Here is a 22,945-nt window from a genome sequence, read left to right as displayed (position 1 = left end):
GCTTCAAAAAGCGAACGGCAGAGGTTCAATCGCTTGCAGGATCGATCAAATCTATGGTCTTGCAAAATAGCAAGATTTTTCATTGCTCGTCAGAGGTGACAATAGGACGTTTTCAAAGTGAAGATAGGCTTTAAGCGTAGTCAAGTTGCCGCCAGAAGTCCAACGTCAAGCGAATGTAAACATGCGGCTCGGATCTCGAACGCTTTCGGGGTCACCCAGCACGCGGCGCGTTGTAATCGGCGTCCGACACGTGCGCTTGCCAGTCTGCGGTCTTGCCCTCAACCGCAGTCTGCACTGCCAGATGAGTCATGGCGCAGTCAGGCGACGCACCGTGCCAGTGCCGTTCACCCGGCGCGAACCACACCGTGTCACCGGGGCGCAGCACCTGCACCGCCTGGCCTTCGGACCCGGCCAATCCCAGCCCCGACACGATGTGCAAAGACTGACCAGCGGGATGCGTGTGCCACGCGGTCCGCGCGCCGGGCTCAAACGTCACCATCAGGATTTTAACGGCGGAATCGTCGTCGCCAGAGACAACCGGGTCCATGCGCACGGTTCCCGTGAAATAGTCAGGGCTTGGCGTTTGCGAAGGCCGGTCCCCGGCGTGGTGGATTTTCATGGTGAGTTCCTCTCTGTGTCTTTGGCTGAGATAACGCAGGGTCGCGGAATGGGAAGCTCCTTGTTGCGACCCGAGGCAGGGCTGTCCCTTACCGATCCCCCGGTGTGATGTCGCGCAGACGCAGGCTCAGATCTGCGACCTCGTCCGCGGTCCAGCGCGAATGCACGCGGTTGGTGCTGGCGGGTTGATGGCCAAGACCCAGAGTCTTGCCCGCGCGATGCGCGCCTTTGGGTCGGACCCGCGCGATGCGCGCCTTTGGGTCGGATCGGGCGTGGGGTGAATCCGCCGCCGCACGTGGCACAGACATTGTGCAGCACGGTCTCGACGCAATGCGCACAATAGGTGCACTCATAAGAACAGATGCGCGCGTCTTGGGCGTCGGGCGGCAGGTCCCTGTCACACCATTCGCAATTCGGTCGAAGTTCCAGCATGCCAGCCCCCGGAAAGAGAGATTTGATACCGGATCAAAACCTCTCTTGGCCGCAGACTGCAAGCAGTGCGATCAGGCCATGCCGGTTTTCAACCACGCTTCGGCTGCGTCGCGCTCGGTCAGGTCAAACGCCTTGATGTCGAAGCCCGGAATCAGCGCCCCTTCAATCTCGGCGGCGGTGCGCAGCCATGCCGCATCGCTGAGTACGGCGCAGCGGTCGAACCGCCCCAATAGTCCGAAAAGCTTGGGCAAACGCGCCATTTCAACCGCAATCGCGCCAAGGTCTGGAAAGGCAAAAGACGTGATCGAATAGAGCATCTTGCCCTTGTTCACGTCCTGCGACTGCTCCAGCAGATCATCGAGACCCTTGGCCATCTCATCTGCCGAAATCTTGCCGGACAGATCGATATCGACTCGGTTCTCTTCGGGTTTGGTGATGGTCAGCATGGTCCCCTCCTATGGCTGGATCTCGAGTCCACACCAAAAACGGCGATCGCACCATGATTCAAATCAACCTAGGCAAGAATTCGCTTCATGAAGACGGCTGGAAATGTGATGCCGGGGCGGAGTTCGATGTCGATCTCGCCTTGCGCCACAAACCCCATGGATTCGTAGAATGGCACAGCCGTGCGGGTGCTTTGGCAATGCAACTGCATCATGCCGCAGGCATGGGCATGCAGGATGATGTGCTCCATCAAGCGCCGCCCGATCCCTTCACGGGTGCGGCGATGGTCGGTGACCACGTGGCGGACATGGCCGATGCCCCGCATCCCCGGTCTGCCGCCCGGCGCCTGCATCGTCCAGCCACCCGCGCCGACGATATCCTCTCTGTCGCAGACGACAAAAAACGTCCCCGACGCGACCAGCGCAGGCTGCGCCTTCGAGATCAGAGGCACCGCCGTGACCAACACCGACGGTGGATAGTCGGGCTTGAGCAGGATCGGATAGCTTTGCCCGAACAGCCGATCAAGCGCATCGGTGTCCGATGGCTTTGCCGGGCGCAGGGTCAGGGTGTCATGGGTCATCCGGGCCTCCGATTTGGGTGTCTGGTGGTCAACCTAGTGCCGGACACCCAAGCGGCCAGATCAGGCAGCTTTCCAGGTTGGGCCTGCCGGATCGTCGGTCGACCGTATCCTGTACATCGACGCCTCGCCGGTCATGGCTGGCACCACGCTGTGCGCGAGGCCCGGCGGCACCGCCACCGTGTCACCGGGATTGAGCGCGGTTGTGCCCCCCTCCCAGCTCAGCCGCCAATGGCCGCGCATGGGCATCAGAACCTCGTGGCTGGCGACGGTGTACATGTCTTCCGGGATCGACCCGCGTGTGATGAAATCTACATCAAAGCCCGGACGGTCTTTCAGCTTTCCTTCCGGCCCGATCACCTTGGCCGGTTGCCGGTCGGCCAGTGCCATCAGATCCCAATACCGCGCGACATAGCCGGGCACGACGTCCGCCGAGGTCGGTTCCGGAAACGCCTTCAACTCCTCATCCGTCAGTAATGGCATCGGCTTCACGCCCGCGGGCAGAGTTTGCCCCTTCTTACTGTCGTAAAGCTTGCCGTTCTCGCCCAGCACAAGCCCATGATCCTTCGCATCCTCGATCACCTGCGGCGCCCAGATCACGCCTCCGCCGGCATCATCGCCGCCGAGGATCGCCATGATCATCCCGTAATCGGTGCCGATATTCTCAAACCCCCGGAAGATGCCCGTCGGAATGTTGATGATGTCGCCCTCTTCCAGGACCACTTCCCCCGCGTTGCCCCAGCGTCCCCAGAAGAAGCGCCAGCGGCCCTTGAGCACGAAGAACACCTCGGCCGTGCGATGGCTGTGCAGCGAATTGCGGCACTTGGGCGGCTGGCCCGCCGCGCCGATGTTGAAGCCCGGTGTTTCCGTGATGTGCACATGTTGGTCGGCACTTTCCGACACACCGCCACCGATGATGGTAAAGTTTTCCTTCTGATCGCTGCCCGGCGTGTGGGCGTCGATGAAGGCGGTGCGACAGGGGCGCAGATCGCCATAGCGGACGATGCGGGCTTCCATCTCTTGCGGGGTCATAGTTGGTCCTCTTGGTCAGCCCTGATGGGCCAGAATTTGCATCCAGATCGCGGTCTCGTCGTAGAGCGTCCATTCCCGGCGCAACCCGCGCGGGCCGAATTCGGCATGGGAGATTCCCATGACATACACCTCGGCACCTGTGGGCGCGCCGAACGTGCCCCAACCGTCATGTTTGCCGGTCAGAGACCAACGGATCGCGGCACGGGGCGGCATGTTCGGCTCTTCCATCCCGATCTGGTGATGGACCTCGAATTTCGCCGAGGGGAAGGCGGATCGAAGACCCAGCCAGAACTGATCGACACCCCCGGTGCCATGCACGGTGTGCCCGCCGGGATACTCGGCCTGAACGGCACGGTCGTATTGGTCCGGAACGACCGAGAACTCACCTGCCATCATGCGCGTCAGCAGCGCTGCAAAGGCGGCACCCCACTGGTTGTCATTGCCCCGGCCCGTATACGGCCCCTGCACATCGACCGCCGGACGGAACGGCTGGGTCTCGGGGTCAAGTGCTGCAACACGGGCCTGTGCCCACGCCTTTGGATCAAAACCCAACTGCCGCACAATCGCGCCATTGTCGCGGATCAGCCATTCGTCGCTGATCATGTTGTTCTTGGCATAGCAGTCAGCAATCGCCCGCAAGGTGATCTTGCGCCCGCTGGCTGGGCCGAACTGCCCGTCATTCACATGTGTCGCCGTCGACAGGATCCGGTGCGACGACAGCATGCCCACCTCGGGTGTGCCCGACCAGATCACATCTTCGCCCAGCAACTGTCGGTCGGGGAATTCGTGACAGGTCGCCATCGTCGCCGCTGTCATCGCAGGTTCGCCAAAACCGATGCCGCCGGGCGTTCGGACGATCACCTCGGGGTGGTAATAGTCCTTCATTTTCGCCCCAAGCCCGCGATCTTCCCAGATCTCCTTGGTGATCCCAAGAATGTAATCGGGGAAATCCACGAAACGGTTGTCGAACCCTCTCATTGCAAGCCTTCCGGTATGCGGGCCGATCCACGCAGGATCAGCGGCCCGTCGATTTCAGTCACCTCCGCTTGCGCGGATTTGTCTTCGATTTGGTTAATAAGCGCGATGACCGTGGTCTTGACCATGCGCCCCACAGGCTGGCGCACGGTGGTCAGGTCATAGGCAGCAAAAGACGCCATCGGCACATCATCATAACCGACAATAGACACGTCACCCGGCACCGACAGACCAAGCGTGGAACGCAGATGGTCCATGACCGCAAAAGCCATGTGATCATTGCCAACGAACAGCGCATCGACATCCTTGGCCAGCAACAGATCGGCCGCGCGCACGGCCTCGGCATGGTCATAGCGCCCGTCCTCGACGCCAACGCAATCCCTGCCTAACGCCGCCAAACGCTCCAGAAACCCCTCGGTCCGGTCGCGCCCGGTGGACGATCCCTGCCAGCCCGCCACGTGGCCTATGCGTAAGTGGCCGCCACTGAACAGAAAATCCGCCACCTTGGCCCCACCCAACCGGTTGGCCGATGTGACCTGCGCCAGCCCGCTGCCCGCCTGCCCCCGGTTAAACAGAACCACCGGGATGCCCGCCGCCTCGCAGCGCGCGGCCAGAGCGTCTCCAAGGCCCACACTGGCCAGCACGATCCCGTCCACCTGGTGGTCCAACATCTGCTGGATGATCCGGTCTGTATCGACCTCGCCAGCCCCTTCAGGAACGGTAAAAACCATGGTGTGATACCCCTCCTCCTGCAAATCGCGGCTGAACCGCTCCAGCGCGTCGGGGTAGAACGGGTTGCCCAGATAGGCCACAACCAAACCGATGATCCTGCTCCGCCCGGTGATCAGCGACCGCGCCAGCACATTGGGCCGGTAGCCCAGCGCGTCGGCCGCTTCGCGCACCTTGTCTGCCGTGGCCTTGCTGGCCGACGCACCAGAGAACACCCGGCTCACCGCCGACTGGCTCACCCCCGCCCGCGCCGCAACATCGAATGAGGTGACCCGCCGCATCATCCCGCCGTCCAGCCCCCATCAACCAAGAGCGACGTCCCTGTGACCATGCTGCTTGCATCGGAGGCAAGGAACAGGCACGCCCCCATAATGTCCTCGACCTGCCCGACGCGCGGAAGTTTGATCTTGCTCTCGATCCATGCGCGCTTTTCCGGGTCGGCAAAGGTCGGCTTGCTCAACTCGGTCAGGATGAAGGTCGGGCAGATCGTGTTGACGCGGATATTTTCCGGTCCCCATTCAATCGCCATCGCTTTGGTCATGCCTTCCAGCGCATGTTTGGTCGCGCAATAAACCGCTCGCTCGATCCCGCCGACATGGGCCATCTGGCTGCTGATCTGGATGATCGACCCGCCGCGCCCAACCATCTGCCGCGCCACCGCCTGTGCCAGAAAATACGCTGCCTTGATGTTGATCTCTGACACCGTGTCGAAATCCTCGGGCGTGGTGTCCAGTGCCTTGCTGTGCCGCGCAAGACCGGCGGAATTCACCAGAATGTCGATGGGAGACAGAGCTGCCACCGCCTCCCGCACCGCGTCGACATCCGTCACGTCGAGCACAAGCGCCTCAGCGCTCAAACCCGCCTGCGCCATCTCGTCAACGGCCGCCTGCACCTGCGTCGCGTTGCGGGCGGCGATAACCACATGCGCGCCCGCATCGGCCAGCGCAACGGCGCAACCAAGCCCGATTCCGCGCGATCCGCCGGCGACCAGTGCCCGCTTGCCATCAAGCTGGAAAGACGGGGTTTTGGGCAGGGGCATAAGGACAACTCCAAGGCTTTGCATAGGTGTGCAAAATCACGCTACTCTGCACGATGCGCTCTGTCCAGCCCCTGCATCACGGATGGGCGATGCCCCGAAACGGCGGGAAATCCGCATAGCGCCGCGCGCGTTGATCGGCCTGCTCGGTCGGCTCCAAGCCTCCGCGTACCAATGTCCCCTTGGGCACAATATAGCTGTCGATCCGCCGCCGCGGCTCCGGTCGCCACGCGATGTTGAACGCACAGAGCTTGGGAAAGAACCAGACTTCGGCAAAGGGCAGATGGTCATACAGCCACCACGCCAGATCGCGCCAGTCCCGCCCCTGACCATACTGATCCGCAAACCACGGGATCACGATGCTTGCCCCTGCCACCTCGACATCCGGCAAATCCCAGATGTGGCACTCGAGCGGATAGTCATTGCGCGCGCAGTTCAGCCCGTTCTCATTGCCGAACCGATTGAGCGGCGCCGACCGGAACCCCGACCGCACCGCGATCCGGCCAAAAGTCTCCTGCAACGGATCAAGCAGCGTCTCGCAAAACGCCCGCCCCCGCGCGATGGCGAGATCGGGATGGTCGGGGATGTTCTGGATCTGATGAAAATTCCCAATCTCGGAATATAGAAACTCCTTCATATAGAAATGCTTCGACAACCGGACCCGGCCCAGCGTCTCAAGGCTCCACATGCTTTGCGGGCGTCTCAAAATCCGTTCCAGCGAAACGCCCCGTCGCCGTCGCGCAAGGGCGAGAACGGATTATGGGCTACTTCCCAGATATGGCCCTCTGGGTCGCTGAAATAGCCGTGATAGCCACCCCAGAACACCTCCTGCGGCGGTTTCAGCACCGTGCCACCCGCACCCTCGACCCGGCCCATCACCTCATCCACGCCAGCCCGGTCCCGTGCATTGTAGCCCAAAGTCAGCGCCCCGCGCCCAAGCTGCGCCACGTCGATCCCGATATCCTCCGCCAGCTTATCAAGCGGATAAAGCCCCAGCGTCTGACCCAACAGGTCATATGCGATGACGCCATCCTGCGTCTCGACCCGCAGCCAGCCCAGCGCATCATAAAACACCGCCGCTTTTTCCGCATCCATCACGCCCAACGTGATCAGCGATATCCTTTGCTCCATGCCAGCTCCTTCATCCGGGCGAACACATCCACCCCGAGCTGAGCGTACACATCCAGAAGGTCCACGAGAACCCAGTTTTCCCGGATCAGCCCATCCTCCAGACGCCAGAAATCCAGACTGCGCAGGGTGATCTTCTGCCCCGTCGGTGGCAGGCCGAGCCAGCCATCCCCGGTCAGCGTCTGCTGCATGTTGGGCCAGCCAGTCACACCGACATAGGCCCCTTCCGCCATGAAGTGATGCACCGTGCCCTCTGGATGCTGCCCCCGATCCGGCATCGCCTTCAGGAATGGAATCTGGTGGAAACGCCGGAATTCCTCCCCCCCGCGCGCCGTGCCGATGCCCGCAGGCCCGTACCACATGAAGTTCGGGTACCAGAACCGCTCCAACTCCATGACCTCTGGCCCACCCTGCAACGGGTGCCGCACCATCGCCGTCAGCATGTCGATCACATGGGTCGCACTGACCGCCGACAAAGTCGGATCATGCGGCCCCAACCCGTCCTGGGTCATGGGCGCGGGCGCATGCTCAAACCGCCCCAGCTGCGGCACCATCGGCCAGACGCCCGCCTGCATCATCATCTCCGGAATGTCCCAGATCGCCTGCATCTCGACGCAAGAGCCACCCTCAATCCGGTAGAACTCGTGAAACCGCATCACAGCAGAGCGCCCCGTTGCCGGGATGCTAAGCCACGGGTTCATCCATCGCCCAGCATAAGACCCACCCGAGCCAACCCAAAGCGCGTCATTCGCATCAAAGCCGGCGATACGAATGACCTCCTGCCGCTCCAGATCGGGCAGCGCCTCCTCCAGGGGTTCTAACACATCACGGGTAAACGCCTCCGCCCCGCGCAGATCGCCAAACGGATGGCACATCCGAAACAGAGCATCCGGCGCAACCCGCTTGAACGCATCAAAACTGCCGTTCCGCATCGCGGCGAACACCGGCGCCATAACCGCCTTCGCGTGCTCAGCCTCGGACATGACCCGCCCCTACTTCTTCTTTTCTCAAATATGCCGGGGGGTTTGGGGGGCTGGCCCCCCAAATGTTTCCGTCCACGGAAACAGACGATGCGTCTCCGCATCGTCCCGCGCGCCAATTCACTCCGCCGCATCCCGATAGGGCGCACCTTCACCATAGGGCACATTCACCCCGCCATAGCGCCGCACCCGCACGTTGCACTGCTCGGCATGACCGACGAACCCCTCGAGCATACACAGACGCGAACCATACTCGCCGATCAGCGTCGCCGCCTCATCCGTGGTGATCTTCTGGTAGGAATGGGTCTTGAGGAACTTGCCCACCCAGAGCCCGCCGGTATAGCGCCCTGCCTTCTTGGTGGGCAGCGTGTGGTTCGTCCCAATCACCTTATCGCCGTTCGACACATTTGTCCGCGCCCCAAGAAACAGCGCGCCGTAGCAGGTCATGTGCTCCAGATACCAGTCGTCCCGGTCGGTCATCACCTGCACATGCTCGGAGGCGATGTCATTGGCGACGGCCAGCATTTCGTCATGGTCGGCGCAGAGGATCACCTCACCGTAGTCGCGCCACGACACCGACGCCGTGTCCCGCGTCGGCAGGATCTCCAGGAGCCGGTCGATCTCGGCCAAGGTCTCTTCCGCCAGTTTCCGCGAATTCGTCACCAGCACGGCAGGCGAGTTGTAGCCATGCTCCGCCTGCCCCAGCAGATCCGTCGCGCAGATCTCCGCATCCACCGTGTCATCGGCGATCACCATGGTCTCGGTCGGCCCGGCGAAGAGGTCGATTCCCACCCGCCCGAACAATTGCCGCTTCGCCTCGGCCACAAAGGCATTGCCCGGCCCCACCAGCATGTGCACCGGATCGATGGTTTCGGTGCCGATCGCCATAGCCCCCACGGCCTGAATCCCGCCCAGCACGTAGATCTCATGCGCCCCGCCCAGATGCATCGCGGCGATCACCGCCGGGTTCGGCTTGCCCTGCCATGGCGGCGTGCAAGCGATGATGCGCGGCACTCCCGCGACTGACGCCGTCGCCACCGACATATGGGCCGAGGCGACCATCGGGAATTTACCGCCCGGCACGTAGCAGCCCACCGACTGCACGGGGATGTTCTTGTGGCCGAGGATCACCCCCGGCATCGTCTCGACCTCGATGTCCAGCATCGAGTCGCGCTGCGCCTGCGCAAAATTCCTTACCTGCTCCTGCGCGAATTTGATGTCCGCCAACTCGCGTGGGCTAAGCTCCGCGATCAGCGCGTCGATCTCGTCTTGCGTCAGGCGAAAGCTCTCGGGCGTGTAATTGTCGAACTTCGCCGCCAGATCCCGCACCGCCGCATCGCCGCGTGCTTCGATATCGGCCAGCGTCGCCTCGACCACCGCGCGGGTCTTGGCGTCGTCCTCGGCACGTTCGGTTTCGGGTTTCCCCCGCTTGAGATACTCGGCCATCGCCACCTCCCCAGATCCTCTGTCCGGCTCAGCATAGCGGGGCGCGCGGGCCTCTCAAGCAATTTTTGCATACGATTGCAAAATCATGCAATCAGGCCAGCACCTCCATAATCGCGTCCTCGATATGGCGCAGGTTCTGCGGTTCGGAAAAACGGTGATCGGCGCCTTTGACCAGCGTCAACCGAAGGTCGGGGCTCTCGATGTGATCGAGCAGCTTCAACGCGGTTTCGCGGCTGACCGCGGTATCCTCGGTCCCCTGCACCAGCCGCACCGGATAGGGCATGTGCAACGGCGAGCGCAGCACGAGGTTCTCGCGTCCGTCTTCGATCAGACGGCGGGTGACGTTGTAGGGATCGCCATAATCCGACGGCAGCGCGACCTGCCCGTCCTCCATGACCTTGCGCCGGTCTTCTTCGGAAAACCCGGCCCAGAAGCCGTCTTCTGTGAAATCGGGGGCCGCAGCGATGCCGACAAACCCCACCACATGCTTCAACCGCTGCGTCAACAGCGACGCGATCCAGCCGCCCATGGACGACCCGACCAACACCACAGGCCCATCTGTCGTGGCCTCAATCACCGCTTGCGCATCGCGCGCCCAGTCGCCGATGCATCCCTCCTCAAACACACCACCCGACACGCCATGCCCCGAATAGTCGAACCGCAGGAAGGCGCGCCCGGTCAGCTTGGCCCAAGCCTCCAGATGCACCGCCTTGGTGCCTTCCATGTCGGATTTATAGCCAGACAGGAACACGATCATCGGCCCCTCGCCCTCGGTCCTGGCATAGGCCAGTCGGTGCCCGTTCGGTCCGTCGATGTGCTGTATCTTCGTCATGGCTGCCTCCGTTCCGGTTTGGCACGACTTTACGCAAAGCCTGCCGGAACCCAAGAGGCGTCAGCCGTTTTCCACCTCATCTAGCCGCAGCGCCAGCAGCCCACCCGCCAGCGACAATGCTGCAAACCCGATCAGCGACGCCACAGGCCCAGCCAGCGCCAGCAGCCCGCCGAACGCGCCGGTGATCAGGAGAAGCACGCCAGTCGCAGTGTTCGCCAAGGCCGCATAGGAGGACCGGGCGTCCTCGGGCGACATATCCACCAGATACACCGACCGCGCCGAGCGCACGCCCTGATAGGACAACATGAAGAAGAACAGGATCACAGGGATCACCCAAGCCGTCCCGGCCCAGCCGCTCAACTCGGCCAGCACCGCCAATGTGGCAAACCCGGCGGCCAGCATCCCTGACAGGAACAGAACCTTGCGCGAGGATTTGTCCGACAACCGTCCCCAAATATAGGACCCTGCAAAGGCCGCCGCCGCCGAGGCTAGAAGCAACGCACCCAAGCCCTGCAAGGCCGATTGCCCTCCGCCCAGCAAAACGAAGTACGGCGGCGCCAATGCGGTTACTGTCAGCAAGCCACGCACCGCGATGAAGAGGCGAAACTGGCGGTCCTCCTTCAGCGGTGTGAAATCGACCGATGTATCCTCGGTGTCCTCAGAAGCCCGTTCCTCAAGAAATGAAAACAGGATCGCCGCGGCACCCCAAAGCGCCGCCGCCAGCGTAATCGCCACGACAACCGGCATCACGTCGCGCAATAGACCCGACATCAGCAGCCCGGCAAAAACGATCACCGCGACCGAGGCCACTGATCCAGCAACACCCGTTACCGCTCCGCGACGGGTTTTCCCGACAGTCTTGCCCAGAATGTCCTTGTAACTGACCGAACAGGCCGCGCGTGCGACCGCCAGAACGGCTAGGGCAGCACAGAGCGCAACCCCGGCGGCCAGCCCCTCCAGAGTCAAAGCGATGAACACGATGGCCAGCGCGGCGATCCCCTGCCCTGCCGACCCAATCACCCAAGCCCATTTGCGGTGCCGCATGGACTGCACCCAGCCCGCAAAAGCGATCTGTGGCAGCAAAGCCCCCGCCTCGCGGATCGGCACCAACAACCCGGTCAGCGCAGCAGGTGCTCCCAAGGCGCCGGCAAGCCAGCTTAACACCAGTTTGGGGTCGACCAGCCCGTCCGCCACCTTGGTCATCGACAGGCTGACCATGTGGCGCAACCCGTTGCGCGCCTCACGGTCCCGAACCGAATCGTCCGCCCCTGTGATCTCTTCATAGGCGTCGGTGACGGGGTTGGTCATAAGGTGATTCCTGTGGCTGTAGGCGACCGCATGAGAACGCACCAGCACGTGATTGGTTCCCACCGCCCTCTAAATCCACAAATGCGATCAGAGGCTTGGCGCAAAATTCAATGGCATTAGGTTACCCTATTGTCACGTGACTAAAGAATCACATATAGTTCCAAACATGGATATGATCTTCAAAGCCCTCAACGACCCCGCCCGCCGTGCGCTGCTTGACAGCTTGCGGCGCAAGGACGGGCAGTCACTCAGCGAACTGGAAGAGCAGCTCGATATGAGCCGGTTCGGCGTGATGAAGCACCTCAAGGTTCTCGAAGACGCCCATCTTGTCATCCCGCGCAAACAGGGGCGGTTCAAATACCACTACCTGAACGCCCTCCCCCTGCAGGAAATGCTCGACCGATGGGTCGCGCCCTTCTTGAGGCCCCAGGCGCAGATGATGAGCGATTTGAAAACCCGATTGGAGAGAGAGACCAAAATGGGAAAACCCGATTTCATGATGCAGACCTTCATCCGCTGCTCGCAGGATGCGCTCTGGGATGCGCTGACCAAGGCCGATCAGATGGCCGCTTATCACTTCATGTGCAACGAGGTGCGCGGCGACGCGCGGCCAGACAACGTGACCGAGTTCATCAAACCCGATGGCGACCCGATGCTGCGGCAGATCACGACCGAGATGGACCCCAAAACCCGCATCGCGATGACGTTCGAGCCATTGTTCATGGGGCCAAACGCACCCGCGTCCCACATGGTCTACCTGATCGAGGCACAGGGCGAGACCTGCAAGCTGACCATCGAACATTACGACATGGCTCCGGGTCAGGAAGGCTTTGCCGAAGGCTGGGCGCGTCTGGCGGCATCTCTCAAGTCGTACCTGGAAACGGGCACCGCGCTCAAGATGGCAAGCTGAAGGACCGTCACCATGACCAAACCAGATTTCATGATGGAAACGTATATCCGGTGTACGCAGGATGCGCTTTGGCACGCGCTTACCTCGGCGGACGCGGTGGCGAATTACGACTTCCTCGGCCAAAGCGCCCGGCGCGAAGGCGACACGCTGATCTACATGACGCCAGACGGGTTCGAGACCTTGCACAGCCGCGAGATCACGCTCGACCCGAAGACCCGGATTGTCACGACATTCGAACCCAAATGGGAACCCGACGCCAAGACCAGCGAGGTGACCTATCTGATCGCCGTCGAAGGGGAATACTGCAAGCTGACGATGGAGCATCGCGGCTTGGCGCATGACCCAAGCAGCGGCACAGCCGATGGATGGGTGCGCACCTTGTCAGGTCTCAAAACCTGGCTGGAAACCGGTCAACCGATGCATTTCGGCGGTGACCATCTTTGGGACGCGCAGGAAGGAGAAGAGGCATGACCTTCCCCACCGAACTCGGCATCCTCACCTGCCTGATGATCCTCGCCGCGAGCCTGTGGATTCCCTACATCGTCGGCGTCAACAAACACGCGATTGCCGGAACCGACCCATTTGTGCGCCCCACCCCGCTCGACCAGTTTCCGGCATGGGTGCATCGCGCGCACAGGGCGCATCTGAACCTGCTGGAACAGGCACTGCCGTTTTCGGTTCTGGTGCTGATCCTGAACGCGATCGACGGGTTTACCGGACTGACCTACTGGACCGCCATCGTTTTCTTCTGGGTGCGTGTGATCCACGCCGTCGGCATGATCTCGGGCTTTGCCAAGATGCCGCTCCGGCCGATGCTGTTCCTGATCGGCTGGGCGTGTTGCCTGATCATGGCCTATGCGGTGTTCGCCGCGCGGTTCTGAAACGGCGTAGGGTGCGTGCTTGCACGCACCTTTTACTTATCCGCCGATGTAAGCACCGCTCTTGGGGCGGTAAAAGTTCTTCTGGTTGTGCAGACGCCCCAGCAGATCATTGATCCGCTTCATCGACGCATCGACGGCGCGGGTGTTCTCACAGGGGCGCAGCGGGTCTGCATCCTGGCTCAGAACCGTAGAGTTCAAAGACCGCTTTGTCGTCCGCAGCGCGTCCTCGATCAGTTCCATGTCTTCGACGGTCAGTTCGAATGTCTTGTTGTAGCCGGGCATTGTCTGCTCTCCCGTGTCGTATGACGCAAAAAGTTTCCGATAGTGGAATGTCGTTATACATAGCAATTGCGTCGCTTTCGTCCATAGCGAAAGAAAAGATTAACTCGTTGTTTATAAACGTTTTCCAATAATACATTGGTATACCGCGCAAGAATATTGCGTGACCGATGGCAAAACGCCCGACTCACCGGGTCGTTTCCGGCCCGCCCTGTCTTGACGCGCCCCGCCCCCCCTGCCAAAAGCCGCGCACGATACATAACCCGCAACCGGGCGTTCCGTGGGCGCCAAACTGACGAGGAGCTAGGCCGATGAGCCAGATTTCCCTGACCTTCCCCGATGGCAATGCGCGTGAATTCGATGCAGGTGTGACCCCAGCATACGTCGCCGAGAACATTTCCAAATCGCTTGCCAAGAAAGCCATCTCTGCCACCGTCAACGGCGCGCATTGGGATCTGCAATGGCCGATCACCACCGACAGCAGCATCGCCATCAACACCATGCAGGACGACGCGCCCGCGCTCGAACTGATCCGGCATGACCTTGCCCATATCATGGCGCGCGCTGTGCAAGAGATCTGGCCGGACGTCAAAGTCACAATCGGCCCGGTCCGCGACAATGGCTGGTTCTACGATTTCGACCGTCAGGAGCCGTTCACCCCGGAAGACCTCGGCGCAATCGAAAAGCGGATGAAAGAGATCATCAACGCCCGCGATGCCGTCCGGACCGAGCTCTGGACGCGCGATCAGGTGCGCCAGTACTACACCGACAACAATGAGCCCTATAAGGTCGAGATCCTCGACAAGATCCCCGATGGCGAAGACATCCGCATGTACTGGCACGGCGACTGGATGGACCTCTGCCGCGGTCCGCACCTCCAGCACACTGGTCAGGTACCTGCGGATGCGTTCAAGCTGATGAACGTCTCGGCCGCCTATTTCCTTGGCGACAACACCCGCCCGATGCTGCAGCGCATCTATGGCGTGGCGTTCAAGAACCGCGATGACCTGAAACAGTACCTGACCTTCCTCGAAGAGGCCGAAAAGCGCGATCACCGCAAGCTGGGCCGCGAGATGGATCTCTTCCACATGCAGGAAGAGGCCCCCGGTCAGGTCTTCTGGCACCCCAACGGCTGGACCGTCTACACCACCCTACAGGATTACATGCGCCGCAAACAGCGCTCAGGCGGGTATCTCGAGATCAACACACCGCAGGTGGTAGATCGCAAGCTTTGGGAAGCGTCGGGGCACTGGGAAAAGTACCAGCACCACATGTTCATCGTGGAAGTCGACGAAAGCCGTGACGGAGAGAACGACGATGCCAGCGCCAGGAACAAGGATCAAACCCGCATCAACGCGCTCAAGCCGATGAACTGCCCCTGCCACGTGCAGGTGTTCAATCAAGGCCTGAAATCCTATCGGGACCTGCCCTTGCGGCTGGCCGAATTCGGATCGTGTGCCCGGTTCGAACCCTCGGGCGCGCTGCACGGCATCATGCGGGTGCGCGGCTTTACGCAGGACGACGCGCATATCTTCTGCACCGAAGACCAGATTCAGGCCGAATGCGCTCGGTTCATCGACTTCCTTGCAAACGTCTACCAAGAGCTCGGTTTCCCCGAGTTCGAAATCCGCTTTGCCACCCGTCCGGAAAAACGCGTCGGCAGTGACGAAAGCTGGGACTATGTCGAAGGTGCGCTGGAAAACGCGATCAAGGCGGTGGGTCGGGACTATACACTCGAACCCGGCGACGGTGCGTTCTACGGTCCGAAACTCGACTTCTACCTGACCGACGCAATCGGCCGCGTCTGGCAGTGCGGCACCTTCCAGGTCGACCCGAATCTGCCGGAGCGCCTTGGGGCCAGCTATATCGGTCAGGACGGCGACCGGCACCGGCCGTTCATGCTGCACCGCGCGTGCCTTGGGTCGTTCGAACGGTTCATCGGCATCCTGATCGAGAACTGGGAAGGCAAACTGCCCTTCTGGCTGGCCCCGCGTCAGGTGGTCGTGGCCTCCATCGTGTCCGAGGCTGATGACTACGTGCAGGAGGTTGTGGCGGAATTGACCAAGGCGGGCGTTCGCGCCGAGGCGGACATCCGCAACGAGAAGATCAACTATAAAGTCCGCGAGCATTCCGTCGGCAAGGTCCCGGTGATCCTTGCCATCGGCCACCGCGAGGTCGAGGAGCGAACCGTGACCATTCGGCGGCTCGGCGAGAAGGAAACTTCTGTAACATCGCTGGCGGAGATCGTGAGCAGCCTCAAAAAAGAGGCGACGCCGCCCGATCTTCTGTAACATTCCAGCTCCGCAAGTTTTCAAAAAGGCCTCGTTTTGTTACGAGGCCTTTCCTATTTTCTTGAAATTCGTAAGAAATATTCCTGTTACAACCTCACCATGCGTCACGCACGCGTGAAGCACACCGCCGTGAATAGCGCGACAGGCTGACGCGGGGCATGCTTGGTACATCGGCGGTTAATAGAACACGCCGACCCAGTTCAACTCGTAAGGTAACCAAAAGGACCATCTCATGTCGAAAGCACTCAAGACCGCTGCCATTGTAAGTGCCGTTGCGGCCAGCTTTGTAGCACAAACCACCACTGCCACAGCCCAAGCCAAGGAAAAGTGCTTTGGGATATCTTTGGCAGGTCAGAATAGCTGCGAAGCAGGTCCCGGTACAACTTGCGCCGGCACATCAACAGTGGACTACCAAGGGAACGCATGGACCATTGTCGATGCCGGTAAGTGCATGGAAATTGAACTTCCCGCGATGGCGGATGGTACCCCTCGCATGGGTTCGCTGGAAGCACTCGACCGCGACCTGCCGCAGGGCTGATTTTTGAGACCGGTCGGTGTACACTCCGACCTGCCACATCAAACTGTAAGCCGGGCCTTTGCCCGGCTTGTCTCCAAAGAGACTTGCCATGCCTGACGCCTCACATGCCTTCCCGCACTTGCCCGCCCTGCCCGGTGTCGGCTACAAAGCGCAGCATTTCAGCGACATCCTGAACGATCCTGCGCCGGTTGGATGGCTTGAGATTCATGCCGAGAATTACATGGGCAATGGTGGGCGACCGTTGGCGCAGATGCGCGTGCTGTCAGAGCGATTTCCCATCTCGGTTCATGGCGTCGGACTGTCGATCGGCGGCGAAGGCCGTCTTGATCCGGACCATCTCGCGCGCCTCAAGCATCTTTGCGACTGGCTCAATCCAGCCAGCTTTTCCGAACATCTGGCGTGGTCGACCCATGACAGCCACTTCCTGAACGACCTGCTGCCTTTGCCCTACACCAACGACACGCTGACCCGCGTCGCGGATCATATCGACGAAGTGCAGGATGTGCTGGGTCGTCGGATGCTGCTGGAGAACCCATCCTCTTATCTCGCCTTTGCGGAAAGCACGTGGTCCGAAACCGATTTCCTGGCAGAGATCGTGCGCCGCACTGGTTGCGGCCTGCTGCTCGATGTGAACAACGTGTTCGTGTCAGCGACCAATCTCGACTATTCCCCGCAAGGCTATATCGACGCCTACCCGCTTGAGGCTGTTGGAGAAATCCATCTGGGCGGCCACGATGAAGACGAAGACGACCACGGCGCACTCTTGCTGATCGACAGCCATGGGCGCGAGGTGGTGGACCCGGTCTGGGCCCTTCTGGATTACACGCTGGCAAAATCCGGACCGAAGCCCGTGCTGGTGGAATGGGACACGGATGTGCCAGACTGGCCTGTCCTTGCCGAGGAAGCACGGCGCGCCGAAAACGCGCTGGCCCGTGTGCTGGTATGATCAGCCAATCCGTCTTTCGCGCCTCGCTGCTGAACCCCTCAGCGCCGATCCCCGAGGGCCTGACCGATGGTCACGACCGCCCGGCGGGTCGTCGCTACGGGGTCTATCGCAACAACGTCACCGTGTCGTTGCGCGAAGCTCTGGTCGCCGGATTTCCATCGATCGTCAGCCTGATCGGACGCGAAAACTTTGATCACGTCGCCCGCGCCTATCTACGACAGTCACCGCCCGTATCGCCGCTAATGATGCATTACGGCGCAGATTTTCCCGCCTTTCTTGCGACCGTCGAACAGCTTGCACCTTTGCCATATCTCAGCGACGTCGCCCGGATCGACGTGGCTATGCGGCAAAGCTATCACGCGGCTGACAGCTTCGGCATTGACCCCGCTTCGTTACAGGCGCTGGACGAAGACACGCTTTTGAACACACGGTTCGGCTTTGCTCCGTCAATGATCCTTTTGCGCTCGGCCCGACCGATCGGGTCGATCTGGCACTACACCCTACGCGGCGGCGAGAAACCAACCGGCAATCCCGAGGACGTCTTGATCCTGCGCGCAGAGTTCGACCCCGAGCCGTTCATCCTTGGCCCCGGTGCGGGCGACGTGGTTGAAGCGCTGCAAGGCGGCATGCCTTTCGGCCCAGCCATCGAAACCGGTGGCCCTGGCTTCGACCTTGGCGCACTTCTTGGATTACTGCTTTCACACAGCGCCATAACCAACCTGAACAACTGACATTTCTGCCAACGAAAGACCCCCGCCATGGACCGACTGATTTTCCTCCATAACTCCGTTTTTTCCTCGGTCGAGCGCATGTTCGGCGGTCTGGTCCCACTGCTCGCGCGGTTCGTGTTCGCGGCGACGCTGCTGATGTATTTCTGGTCGTCGGTGATGACGAAACTCGGGGATGGCCTCATGGGAATTTTTATCCCTTCCACAGGCGCTTACGCGCAGATCTTCCCAAAACAGATGGAGGCGGTAGTCTACGATGTATCACAGCTCAGCATCTTTCATTGGGCGGTCGTGGTTGCTGGCACATGGGCCGAGTTCATCCTGCCGCTTCTCATCGTGATCGGGCTCTTCACGCGCCTGGCGGCGCTGGGGATGATCGGGTTTGTGGTCGTGCAATCCCTGACCGACCTCTACGGTCATGGCGGGATCGCACATGCGGAAACATTAGGCGCATGGTTAGACAAGGTGCCTGACAGCGCAATCCTGGATCAGCGCGCGTTCTGGATGCTGATCCTTGTCACGCTGGTGATCAAAGGTGCCGGAGTTCTGTCCTTGGACCGCATTCTATCGCGGCAGGTTCTTGGAGCACCCGCCACCGCCTGACCCCTTGCACCCAACCACAGGGCCGTTATCTCTGACAGGACTACAGTCAGGGGGCGACATGTCGGATCGTACGGTTCTCAAGATCAGCGGCGCGGATGCACGGCACTTCCTGCAAGGGCTGGTGACGAATGATGTCGAACGGTTGGATCATGGTCTGGTCTATGCCGCGATGCTGACCCCACAAGGCAAGTACAGGGCGGATTTCTTCCTTGTTCCCAAAGGCAAAGACATCCTGCTTGATGTAGACAATGGTTTGGCCCCGGGCCTGAAGCAGGCATTGACCATGTACAAACTGCGGTCGAAGGTCGAGATCGAAGAAACCGACCGCAGGGTCACACGGGGTCTGGGCGATGCGCCCGAGGGCGCCTTTGCCGACCCGCGCGATCCTGCGATGGGCTGGCGCGGCTATGATGGTCAACCGGGCGATGAAGGCATCGACTGGGACGCCGTTCGCGTGGCAGCCTGCGTTCCCGAAAGCGGCATCGAACTGACGCCAGACAGTTTCATCCTGGAAATGGACTTCGAGCGCCTCAACGGGGTCGATTTCCGCAAGGGCTGTTATGTTGGGCAGGAAGTCACCGCCCGGATGAAGCACAAAGCCGAGTTGCGCAAAGGGCTGGCACAGGTCGCGGTAAACGGCACGGCCCCGGTGGGCACCGAGATCCTGGCAGAGGGCAAATCGGCAGGCACGCTTTATACGCAGGCCAACGGCGCGGGCATTGCCTACCTTCGGTTTGATCGTGCCACCGGCCCGATGCAGGCAGCAGACGCCGTCGTGCATCGGACCTGAAGGCCTCTAGGCGGTCATGTGCCCCTCTGCACGCACATGCACCTCTTGTGCGCCTGCGGATCGCATCAGCGCGGCTGAGGCGGCATTGAAGCGCCAATAGGTGACCTTCCACATCGTCAGGCCTTCTTTGACCAAAGCGGCTTGCATGGCCTGCACAAGAGCGCGGCCGATGCCCTGTCGGCGATGGCTGTCCAGAACGCTGATGTGATGCAGATATCCCTGTAGGCTTTGATTGAGGAACGGGTTGGCGTCGCGCTCTTCGATCTCGTAGCTGAGAAATCCAACACAGCGCCCGGCATCTCGCCAGACAAGCACGGTCAAGCCCTTCTCGGTCATCGCGGTTCGGAAAAACGCAAGATAATCGGCGTCCGCGCCATAGGGCGCAAAGATATCCGGGCGGGCATCGACATGGGTCTGCTGCACCTGCCGTAGGGCGGGCAGGATATCCGGCAGGTGATCGGGGGAAAGGATCTCTATCATGATATAGGCCTCCTGGCTGTTGCCGGAGGCCTTTTGACCCATGTGAGTCCCCCGACGGTTTCGGGGGATATGCGCGCGGGCCCCGAGGTCAGGCGCGCTCGGAATATTCCATCGTTTCGGTGTTGACGATGATCATCTCGTCCTGACCGACAAACGGCGGCACCATGACCTTGACCCCATTGTCGAGGATCGCAGGTTTGAAGCTGTTCGCGGCTGTCTGACCTTTGACAACCGGCTCGGTCTCTTCGATCTTGCAGGTGACCTTCTGCGGCAGCGTGGCGTTCAACGCTTCCGCCTCGTGGAATTCCACGACGATGGTCATCCCGTCCTGAAGGAACGGACGACGCTCGCCCAGAATGTCGGCAGGAAGTTCGACCTGATCATAGGTATCCGTGTCCATGAAGACGAGGTTACCATCTGTCTCGTAAAGGAACTGCATGTCCTTCTGTTCAAGTCGCACGCGTTCCACCTTGTCGGCAGAGCGGAAGCGCTCGTTGAGCTTGGACCCGTTGCGCAGGTTCTTCATTTCCACCTGCGCAAAGGCTCCACCTTTGCCGGGCTTCACGTGATCGACTTTTACAGCAGCCCAAAGGCCACCGTTATGCTCCAGCACAAAGCCGGGTCGAATTTCGTTTCCGTTGATTTTGGGCATGGCTAAACTTTGTCAAAAGGTTGATTCAACTTTGACCGCCTCTATATCTGGGCGATGGTACGCTGTCCAGACAACCAGATCTCGTTTCGCACCTGCGGAAAGCTATGCATATTTCGCATAAAAGGTATGCAAAAGTAGGGTATCCGAATCATCTGGAATGCGCCATAAGCAACCCCACGCCGGAAAACACAAGAGCAATAATCACAGGACGGATCATGAAAGATTTCGTTGACGGTACCGCCTTCAACGCTGAGCAAGGTAATCGCGCGCGCAAGCTGTTTGCTGCCGTGGTTCTTGCCGCATTGGATGACGCGATCGCAGATGACAAGAAGTATGGAAACGGCCCCGAGCAGATCGCGCGTTGGGCGCGGTCCCGCGATGGCCGCGAAGTGCTGAGCTGTGCGGGCATCGACCCGAATGAACGCGTCGTCGCAGGACTGATGGAATTTGTCGGCAAAGGTGTTCGCACCTCTGTTGCGCTGTCGCGCGAGGAAAGTGAGCGTCGCAACGCTGCTGCCCAGCAAGCCGAAGCCGCATAAGAGACGTCATTCATTTAGGAGAACGCGTCCATTTCGGGCGCGTTCTCCTTTTTTGTACGTTTGTGCTTGGATCGTCGCCCTGTTATGGGCGTCAGTCGAAGTCTTGTGAGATCAACATTCGGTGAATTTCGCGACGTACGAGTTTGCGTACGTTCCGCGTTATGCGCTCTCCGAGAGCCCCCTGCAATTCTTGCCGGACGATATCGACGACCATTTGTCGAAGAGTCTCTTCATCAATTTCCAGCGCGGGCGTGTCGTCCTGCGCAAAGGTCTGCACCACAGCGGTCGAGGCAGCGACCTCTTCCGCAACGGGCGTCTGATAGGCCTGTGACTGCGGCCATGCATCCTCTGCATGGAGCACATTCGACTCCTCGACTACAGCCTCATCCATCGCGTCTTCATAGGGCGCTTCAGGCCACGTCATGGGCTCTGAGATGGCTGACAGTTCATCTGCATCGGGGCGATCGCGCTCTTCCTCGAAATCCTGAGTTCCGCGTGCAACCCAGCGTCCGAGCGCGGCCACCTTGTCTTCCAATGTCTGCGGTGGCGCTGGCATGGGTTGGGGCTCAGCCTCAACCGACTCGGCGGCGATCTCTTCATCGCCATGCCAATTCGTGTCTTCGACGGTCACGTCTTCAGCTTCGTCGTCGTCCCCCTCGGACTGATACGCTTCGCCGTCAGACGGCACAGATGCCTCATTGTCGTCTTCGTCCGCAGCCTCGGACTCATCCTCAGACTGCCAGTCATCTGAGGATTCGGTCGTCCAATGGGCATCATCTGCACGCGCTGACGTATGGCCCTCATCCTCAAAGTCATCGTCATCGGTCAGGCCCAACGCGGCCGACACTTCTTCGTCGATCAACCGGCTCAGCTCGTCCCGCTCTGCGACAGAACTTTCGTCCTGTTGAGCGCCGTCTGACGGGTGCCAGTCTTCCTCTTCGTCTGGCTGCCAGTCCTCTTCAGAGGCTCGCGCATCGTCGGAGTGGTGTTCCGCCTCTTCCTGCTCGTCCGCATGATATGCGGTGTCATCGCTGGACTCCGGAGGGCTGAACGTGTCGATGTCGGGAAAGGCGCCTTCAACTTCGCCAAAATCGGCAAGACGCGCATCGCGTGGAATATCATCGATCGACCGCTCTGCATCCCATGTTGTCGCGGGCAGGATCGGCTGCGTCAAGAGAACCGGCTCGGACGGCCGCTCGGCGTCCTGTACGTCTTCCTTGACCCGATGCGCAGCAGTCAGAATCAATCTGCCCGGTTTTTCCGGCTTGCGCATGATCGGAGTCGCCCTGACTTCTTCCGCAACAAGCTTGCGAATTGACGACAGAACGTCCTCTATTTCCACGTTTGTCACGGGATCAGACATGGCTCACCACTGCTACCTCGACGAGAGCGTAACTTGGCAACGCGTTTCGCACAACAGATGAGGCGAAACTTAGTTTTTCCCTAGGGACTTCAGAACACGGTCAAGCTGCTGACCCTGTTTGCTTTTCTGAAGTGGGCTGTCCTTCACGAGATTATAGTAGTTAACCGGGTCATATTGCTGCACGTTCAGCCGCAAGTCCGTTGCGGTCAGCCGCCCGATTGTTGACAGGACGCGGTACGCCGCGATTCCCTGATCCACCTGCGCCGAAATCTGCGCAGACCGGGCATTCAGCAGTTCCTGTTCGGCATTGAGAACATCCAGTGTCGTGCGTGCGCCAAGGGCTGCTTCTTCCCGAACGCCACGGAAGGCCACTGTGGCCGCGCGCACCTGCTCGTCTGTCGAAGCAAG

At 60.6% G+C, this 22,945-nt stretch carries 29 protein-coding genes and 1 pseudogene; 10 read left to right on the top strand and 20 right to left on the bottom strand.

The window, feature by feature from the left end:
- Positions 1-211 precede the first annotated feature (211 nt).
- From JJ869_RS12580 to JJ869_RS12510, 15 genes and pseudogenes are all read right to left on the bottom strand, one after another.
- The gene (locus tag JJ869_RS12580; RefSeq protein ID WP_292267623.1) at positions 212-619 is read right to left on the bottom strand and encodes a cupin domain-containing protein; all 408 of its coding nucleotides are present in this window, start codon (positions 617-619) and stop codon (positions 212-214) included.
- 88 nt (positions 620-707) lie between these two features.
- Positions 708-926 carry a hypothetical protein gene (locus tag JJ869_RS12575; protein ID WP_292267624.1) on the bottom strand — a complete coding sequence of 73 codons (219 nt, stop codon included), beginning with the start codon at positions 924-926 and terminating at the stop codon, positions 708-710.
- Between the two features lie 13 nt (positions 927-939).
- Positions 940-1,050: pseudogene (locus JJ869_RS12570) on the bottom strand (DUF1272 domain-containing protein); the annotation flags it as partial.
- A gap of 71 nt (positions 1,051-1,121) precedes the next feature.
- On the bottom strand, positions 1,122-1,496 hold the full coding sequence (locus tag JJ869_RS12565) for an STAS/SEC14 domain-containing protein (protein WP_292267622.1): 375 nt from the start codon (positions 1,494-1,496) through the stop codon (positions 1,122-1,124).
- A 68-nt stretch (positions 1,497-1,564) separates the two neighbouring features.
- On the bottom strand, positions 1,565-2,074 hold the full coding sequence (locus JJ869_RS12560) for a GNAT family N-acetyltransferase (protein ID WP_292267621.1): 510 nt from the start codon (positions 2,072-2,074) through the stop codon (positions 1,565-1,567).
- Positions 2,075-2,134: 60 nt separating this feature from the next.
- Positions 2,135-3,103, bottom strand: a complete 969-nt coding sequence (locus JJ869_RS12555; RefSeq protein WP_292267620.1) for a cupin domain-containing protein — start codon at positions 3,101-3,103, stop codon at positions 2,135-2,137.
- Positions 3,104-3,118: 15 nt separating this feature from the next.
- On the bottom strand, positions 3,119-4,081 hold the full coding sequence (locus JJ869_RS12550) for an ester cyclase (protein WP_292267619.1): 963 nt from the start codon (positions 4,079-4,081) through the stop codon (positions 3,119-3,121).
- Positions 4,078-5,091, bottom strand: a complete 1,014-nt coding sequence (locus JJ869_RS12545; protein WP_292267618.1) for a LacI family DNA-binding transcriptional regulator — start codon at positions 5,089-5,091, stop codon at positions 4,078-4,080. The genes JJ869_RS12550 and JJ869_RS12545 overlap by 4 nt, the downstream gene beginning before the upstream one ends.
- On the bottom strand, positions 5,088-5,846 hold the full coding sequence (locus JJ869_RS12540) for an SDR family oxidoreductase (protein WP_292267617.1): 759 nt from the start codon (positions 5,844-5,846) through the stop codon (positions 5,088-5,090). Before JJ869_RS12540 ends, JJ869_RS12545 begins: the two co-directional genes overlap by 4 nt.
- A 76-nt stretch (positions 5,847-5,922) precedes the next feature.
- Positions 5,923-6,531, bottom strand: coding sequence for a hypothetical protein (locus JJ869_RS12535; RefSeq protein ID WP_292267615.1), 609 nt, complete (start codon positions 6,529-6,531; stop codon positions 5,923-5,925).
- 14 nt (positions 6,532-6,545) lie between these two features.
- On the bottom strand, positions 6,546-6,974 hold the full coding sequence (locus tag JJ869_RS12530) for a VOC family protein (RefSeq protein WP_292267614.1): 429 nt from the start codon (positions 6,972-6,974) through the stop codon (positions 6,546-6,548).
- Positions 6,953-7,954, bottom strand: a complete 1,002-nt coding sequence (locus JJ869_RS12525) for an ester cyclase (RefSeq protein WP_292267613.1) — start codon at positions 7,952-7,954, stop codon at positions 6,953-6,955. The genes JJ869_RS12530 and JJ869_RS12525 overlap by 22 nt, the downstream gene beginning before the upstream one ends.
- Before the next feature lie 117 nt (positions 7,955-8,071).
- Entirely contained in the window at positions 8,072-9,397 is a 1,326-nt protein-coding gene (gene hisD / locus JJ869_RS12520; protein ID WP_292267612.1) for a histidinol dehydrogenase, read from the bottom strand.
- Between the two features lie 91 nt (positions 9,398-9,488).
- On the bottom strand, positions 9,489-10,229 hold the full coding sequence (locus JJ869_RS12515; protein WP_292267611.1) for an alpha/beta hydrolase: 741 nt from the start codon (positions 10,227-10,229) through the stop codon (positions 9,489-9,491).
- A gap of 60 nt (positions 10,230-10,289) precedes the next feature.
- On the bottom strand, positions 10,290-11,537 hold the full coding sequence (locus JJ869_RS12510; protein WP_292267610.1) for an MFS transporter: 1,248 nt from the start codon (positions 11,535-11,537) through the stop codon (positions 10,290-10,292).
- A gap of 166 nt (positions 11,538-11,703) precedes the next feature.
- Here JJ869_RS12510 and JJ869_RS12505 point away from each other — a divergent pair, with 166 nt between their 5' ends.
- The 3 genes from JJ869_RS12505 to JJ869_RS12495 are packed head-to-tail and all read left to right on the top strand — an operon-like array spanning position 11,704 to position 13,328.
- Positions 11,704-12,447 (top strand): metalloregulator ArsR/SmtB family transcription factor, encoded by a 744-nt coding sequence (locus JJ869_RS12505; RefSeq protein WP_292267609.1) that lies wholly within the window; start codon positions 11,704-11,706, stop codon positions 12,445-12,447.
- A 12-nt stretch (positions 12,448-12,459) separates the two neighbouring features.
- A complete protein-coding gene (locus JJ869_RS12500; protein WP_292267608.1) occupies positions 12,460-12,918 on the top strand; it encodes an SRPBCC domain-containing protein in 459 nt (152 codons plus the stop codon).
- Complete coding sequence (locus JJ869_RS12495; protein WP_292267607.1) at positions 12,915-13,328, top strand: MAPEG family protein; 414 nt, start codon at positions 12,915-12,917, stop codon at positions 13,326-13,328. Before JJ869_RS12500 ends, JJ869_RS12495 begins: the two co-directional genes overlap by 4 nt.
- A 36-nt stretch (positions 13,329-13,364) precedes the next feature.
- Here the strand turns inward: JJ869_RS12495 and JJ869_RS12490 are convergent, their stop codons facing one another.
- Positions 13,365-13,610: a hypothetical protein gene (locus JJ869_RS12490; RefSeq protein ID WP_292267606.1), complete on the bottom strand. Its 246-nt coding sequence runs from the start codon at positions 13,608-13,610 to the stop codon at positions 13,365-13,367.
- 308 nt (positions 13,611-13,918) lie between these two features.
- Between JJ869_RS12490 and thrS the strand changes: the two genes are divergently transcribed.
- The 6 genes from thrS to JJ869_RS12460 all read left to right on the top strand — a co-directional run bounded on the left by thrS (position 13,919) and on the right by JJ869_RS12460 (position 19,503).
- A complete protein-coding gene (thrS, locus tag JJ869_RS12485) occupies positions 13,919-15,898 on the top strand; it encodes a threonine--tRNA ligase (protein WP_292267605.1) in 1,980 nt (659 codons plus the stop codon).
- Positions 15,899-16,130: 232 nt separating this feature from the next.
- Positions 16,131-16,436: a DUF2282 domain-containing protein gene (locus tag JJ869_RS12480; protein WP_292267604.1), complete on the top strand. Its 306-nt coding sequence runs from the start codon at positions 16,131-16,133 to the stop codon at positions 16,434-16,436.
- Positions 16,437-16,524: 88 nt separating this feature from the next.
- A complete protein-coding gene (locus JJ869_RS12475) occupies positions 16,525-17,382 on the top strand; it encodes a DUF692 domain-containing protein (RefSeq protein WP_292267603.1) in 858 nt (285 codons plus the stop codon).
- Complete coding sequence (locus JJ869_RS12470) at positions 17,379-18,113, top strand: DNA-binding domain-containing protein (RefSeq protein ID WP_292267601.1); 735 nt, start codon at positions 17,379-17,381, stop codon at positions 18,111-18,113. The genes JJ869_RS12475 and JJ869_RS12470 overlap by 4 nt, the downstream gene beginning before the upstream one ends.
- A gap of 27 nt (positions 18,114-18,140) precedes the next feature.
- On the top strand, positions 18,141-18,713 hold the full coding sequence (locus tag JJ869_RS12465; RefSeq protein WP_292267600.1) for a DoxX family protein: 573 nt from the start codon (positions 18,141-18,143) through the stop codon (positions 18,711-18,713).
- Between the two features lie 58 nt (positions 18,714-18,771).
- Positions 18,772-19,503, top strand: a complete 732-nt coding sequence (locus tag JJ869_RS12460) for a folate-binding protein (protein WP_292267599.1) — start codon at positions 18,772-18,774, stop codon at positions 19,501-19,503.
- Between the two features lie 6 nt (positions 19,504-19,509).
- Here JJ869_RS12460 and JJ869_RS12455 read toward each other — a convergent pair whose 3' ends face one another.
- Together JJ869_RS12455 and efp are read right to left on the bottom strand one after the other, a co-directional pair.
- Positions 19,510-19,983, bottom strand: coding sequence for a GNAT family N-acetyltransferase (locus JJ869_RS12455; RefSeq protein WP_292267598.1), 474 nt, complete (start codon positions 19,981-19,983; stop codon positions 19,510-19,512).
- Positions 19,984-20,071: 88 nt separating this feature from the next.
- Positions 20,072-20,635, bottom strand: coding sequence for an elongation factor P (gene efp / locus JJ869_RS12450; RefSeq protein ID WP_292267597.1), 564 nt, complete (start codon positions 20,633-20,635; stop codon positions 20,072-20,074).
- A gap of 215 nt (positions 20,636-20,850) precedes the next feature.
- Between efp and JJ869_RS12445 the strand changes: the two genes are divergently transcribed.
- Entirely contained in the window at positions 20,851-21,174 is a 324-nt protein-coding gene (locus JJ869_RS12445) for a DUF6280 family protein (protein ID WP_072776460.1), read from the top strand.
- Positions 21,175-21,265: 91 nt separating this feature from the next.
- On the opposite strand, the gene JJ869_RS12440 is transcribed toward JJ869_RS12445, so the two are convergent.
- Positions 21,266-22,537 carry a hypothetical protein gene (locus JJ869_RS12440; RefSeq protein ID WP_292267596.1) on the bottom strand — a complete coding sequence of 424 codons (1,272 nt, stop codon included), beginning with the start codon at positions 22,535-22,537 and terminating at the stop codon, positions 21,266-21,268.
- A 69-nt stretch (positions 22,538-22,606) separates the two neighbouring features.
- Positions 22,607-22,945 (bottom strand): TolC family protein (locus JJ869_RS12435; RefSeq protein ID WP_292267594.1); only part of this gene is annotated, 339 nt, incomplete at its 5' end.

This window comes from Marivita sp. (assembly GCF_017643905.1).
Lineage (GTDB): Bacteria > Pseudomonadota > Alphaproteobacteria > Rhodobacterales > Rhodobacteraceae > Marivita.
The sequence above is the reverse complement of the archived record's forward strand: the minus strand, read 5'-3'. Positions and strand labels throughout refer to the sequence as shown.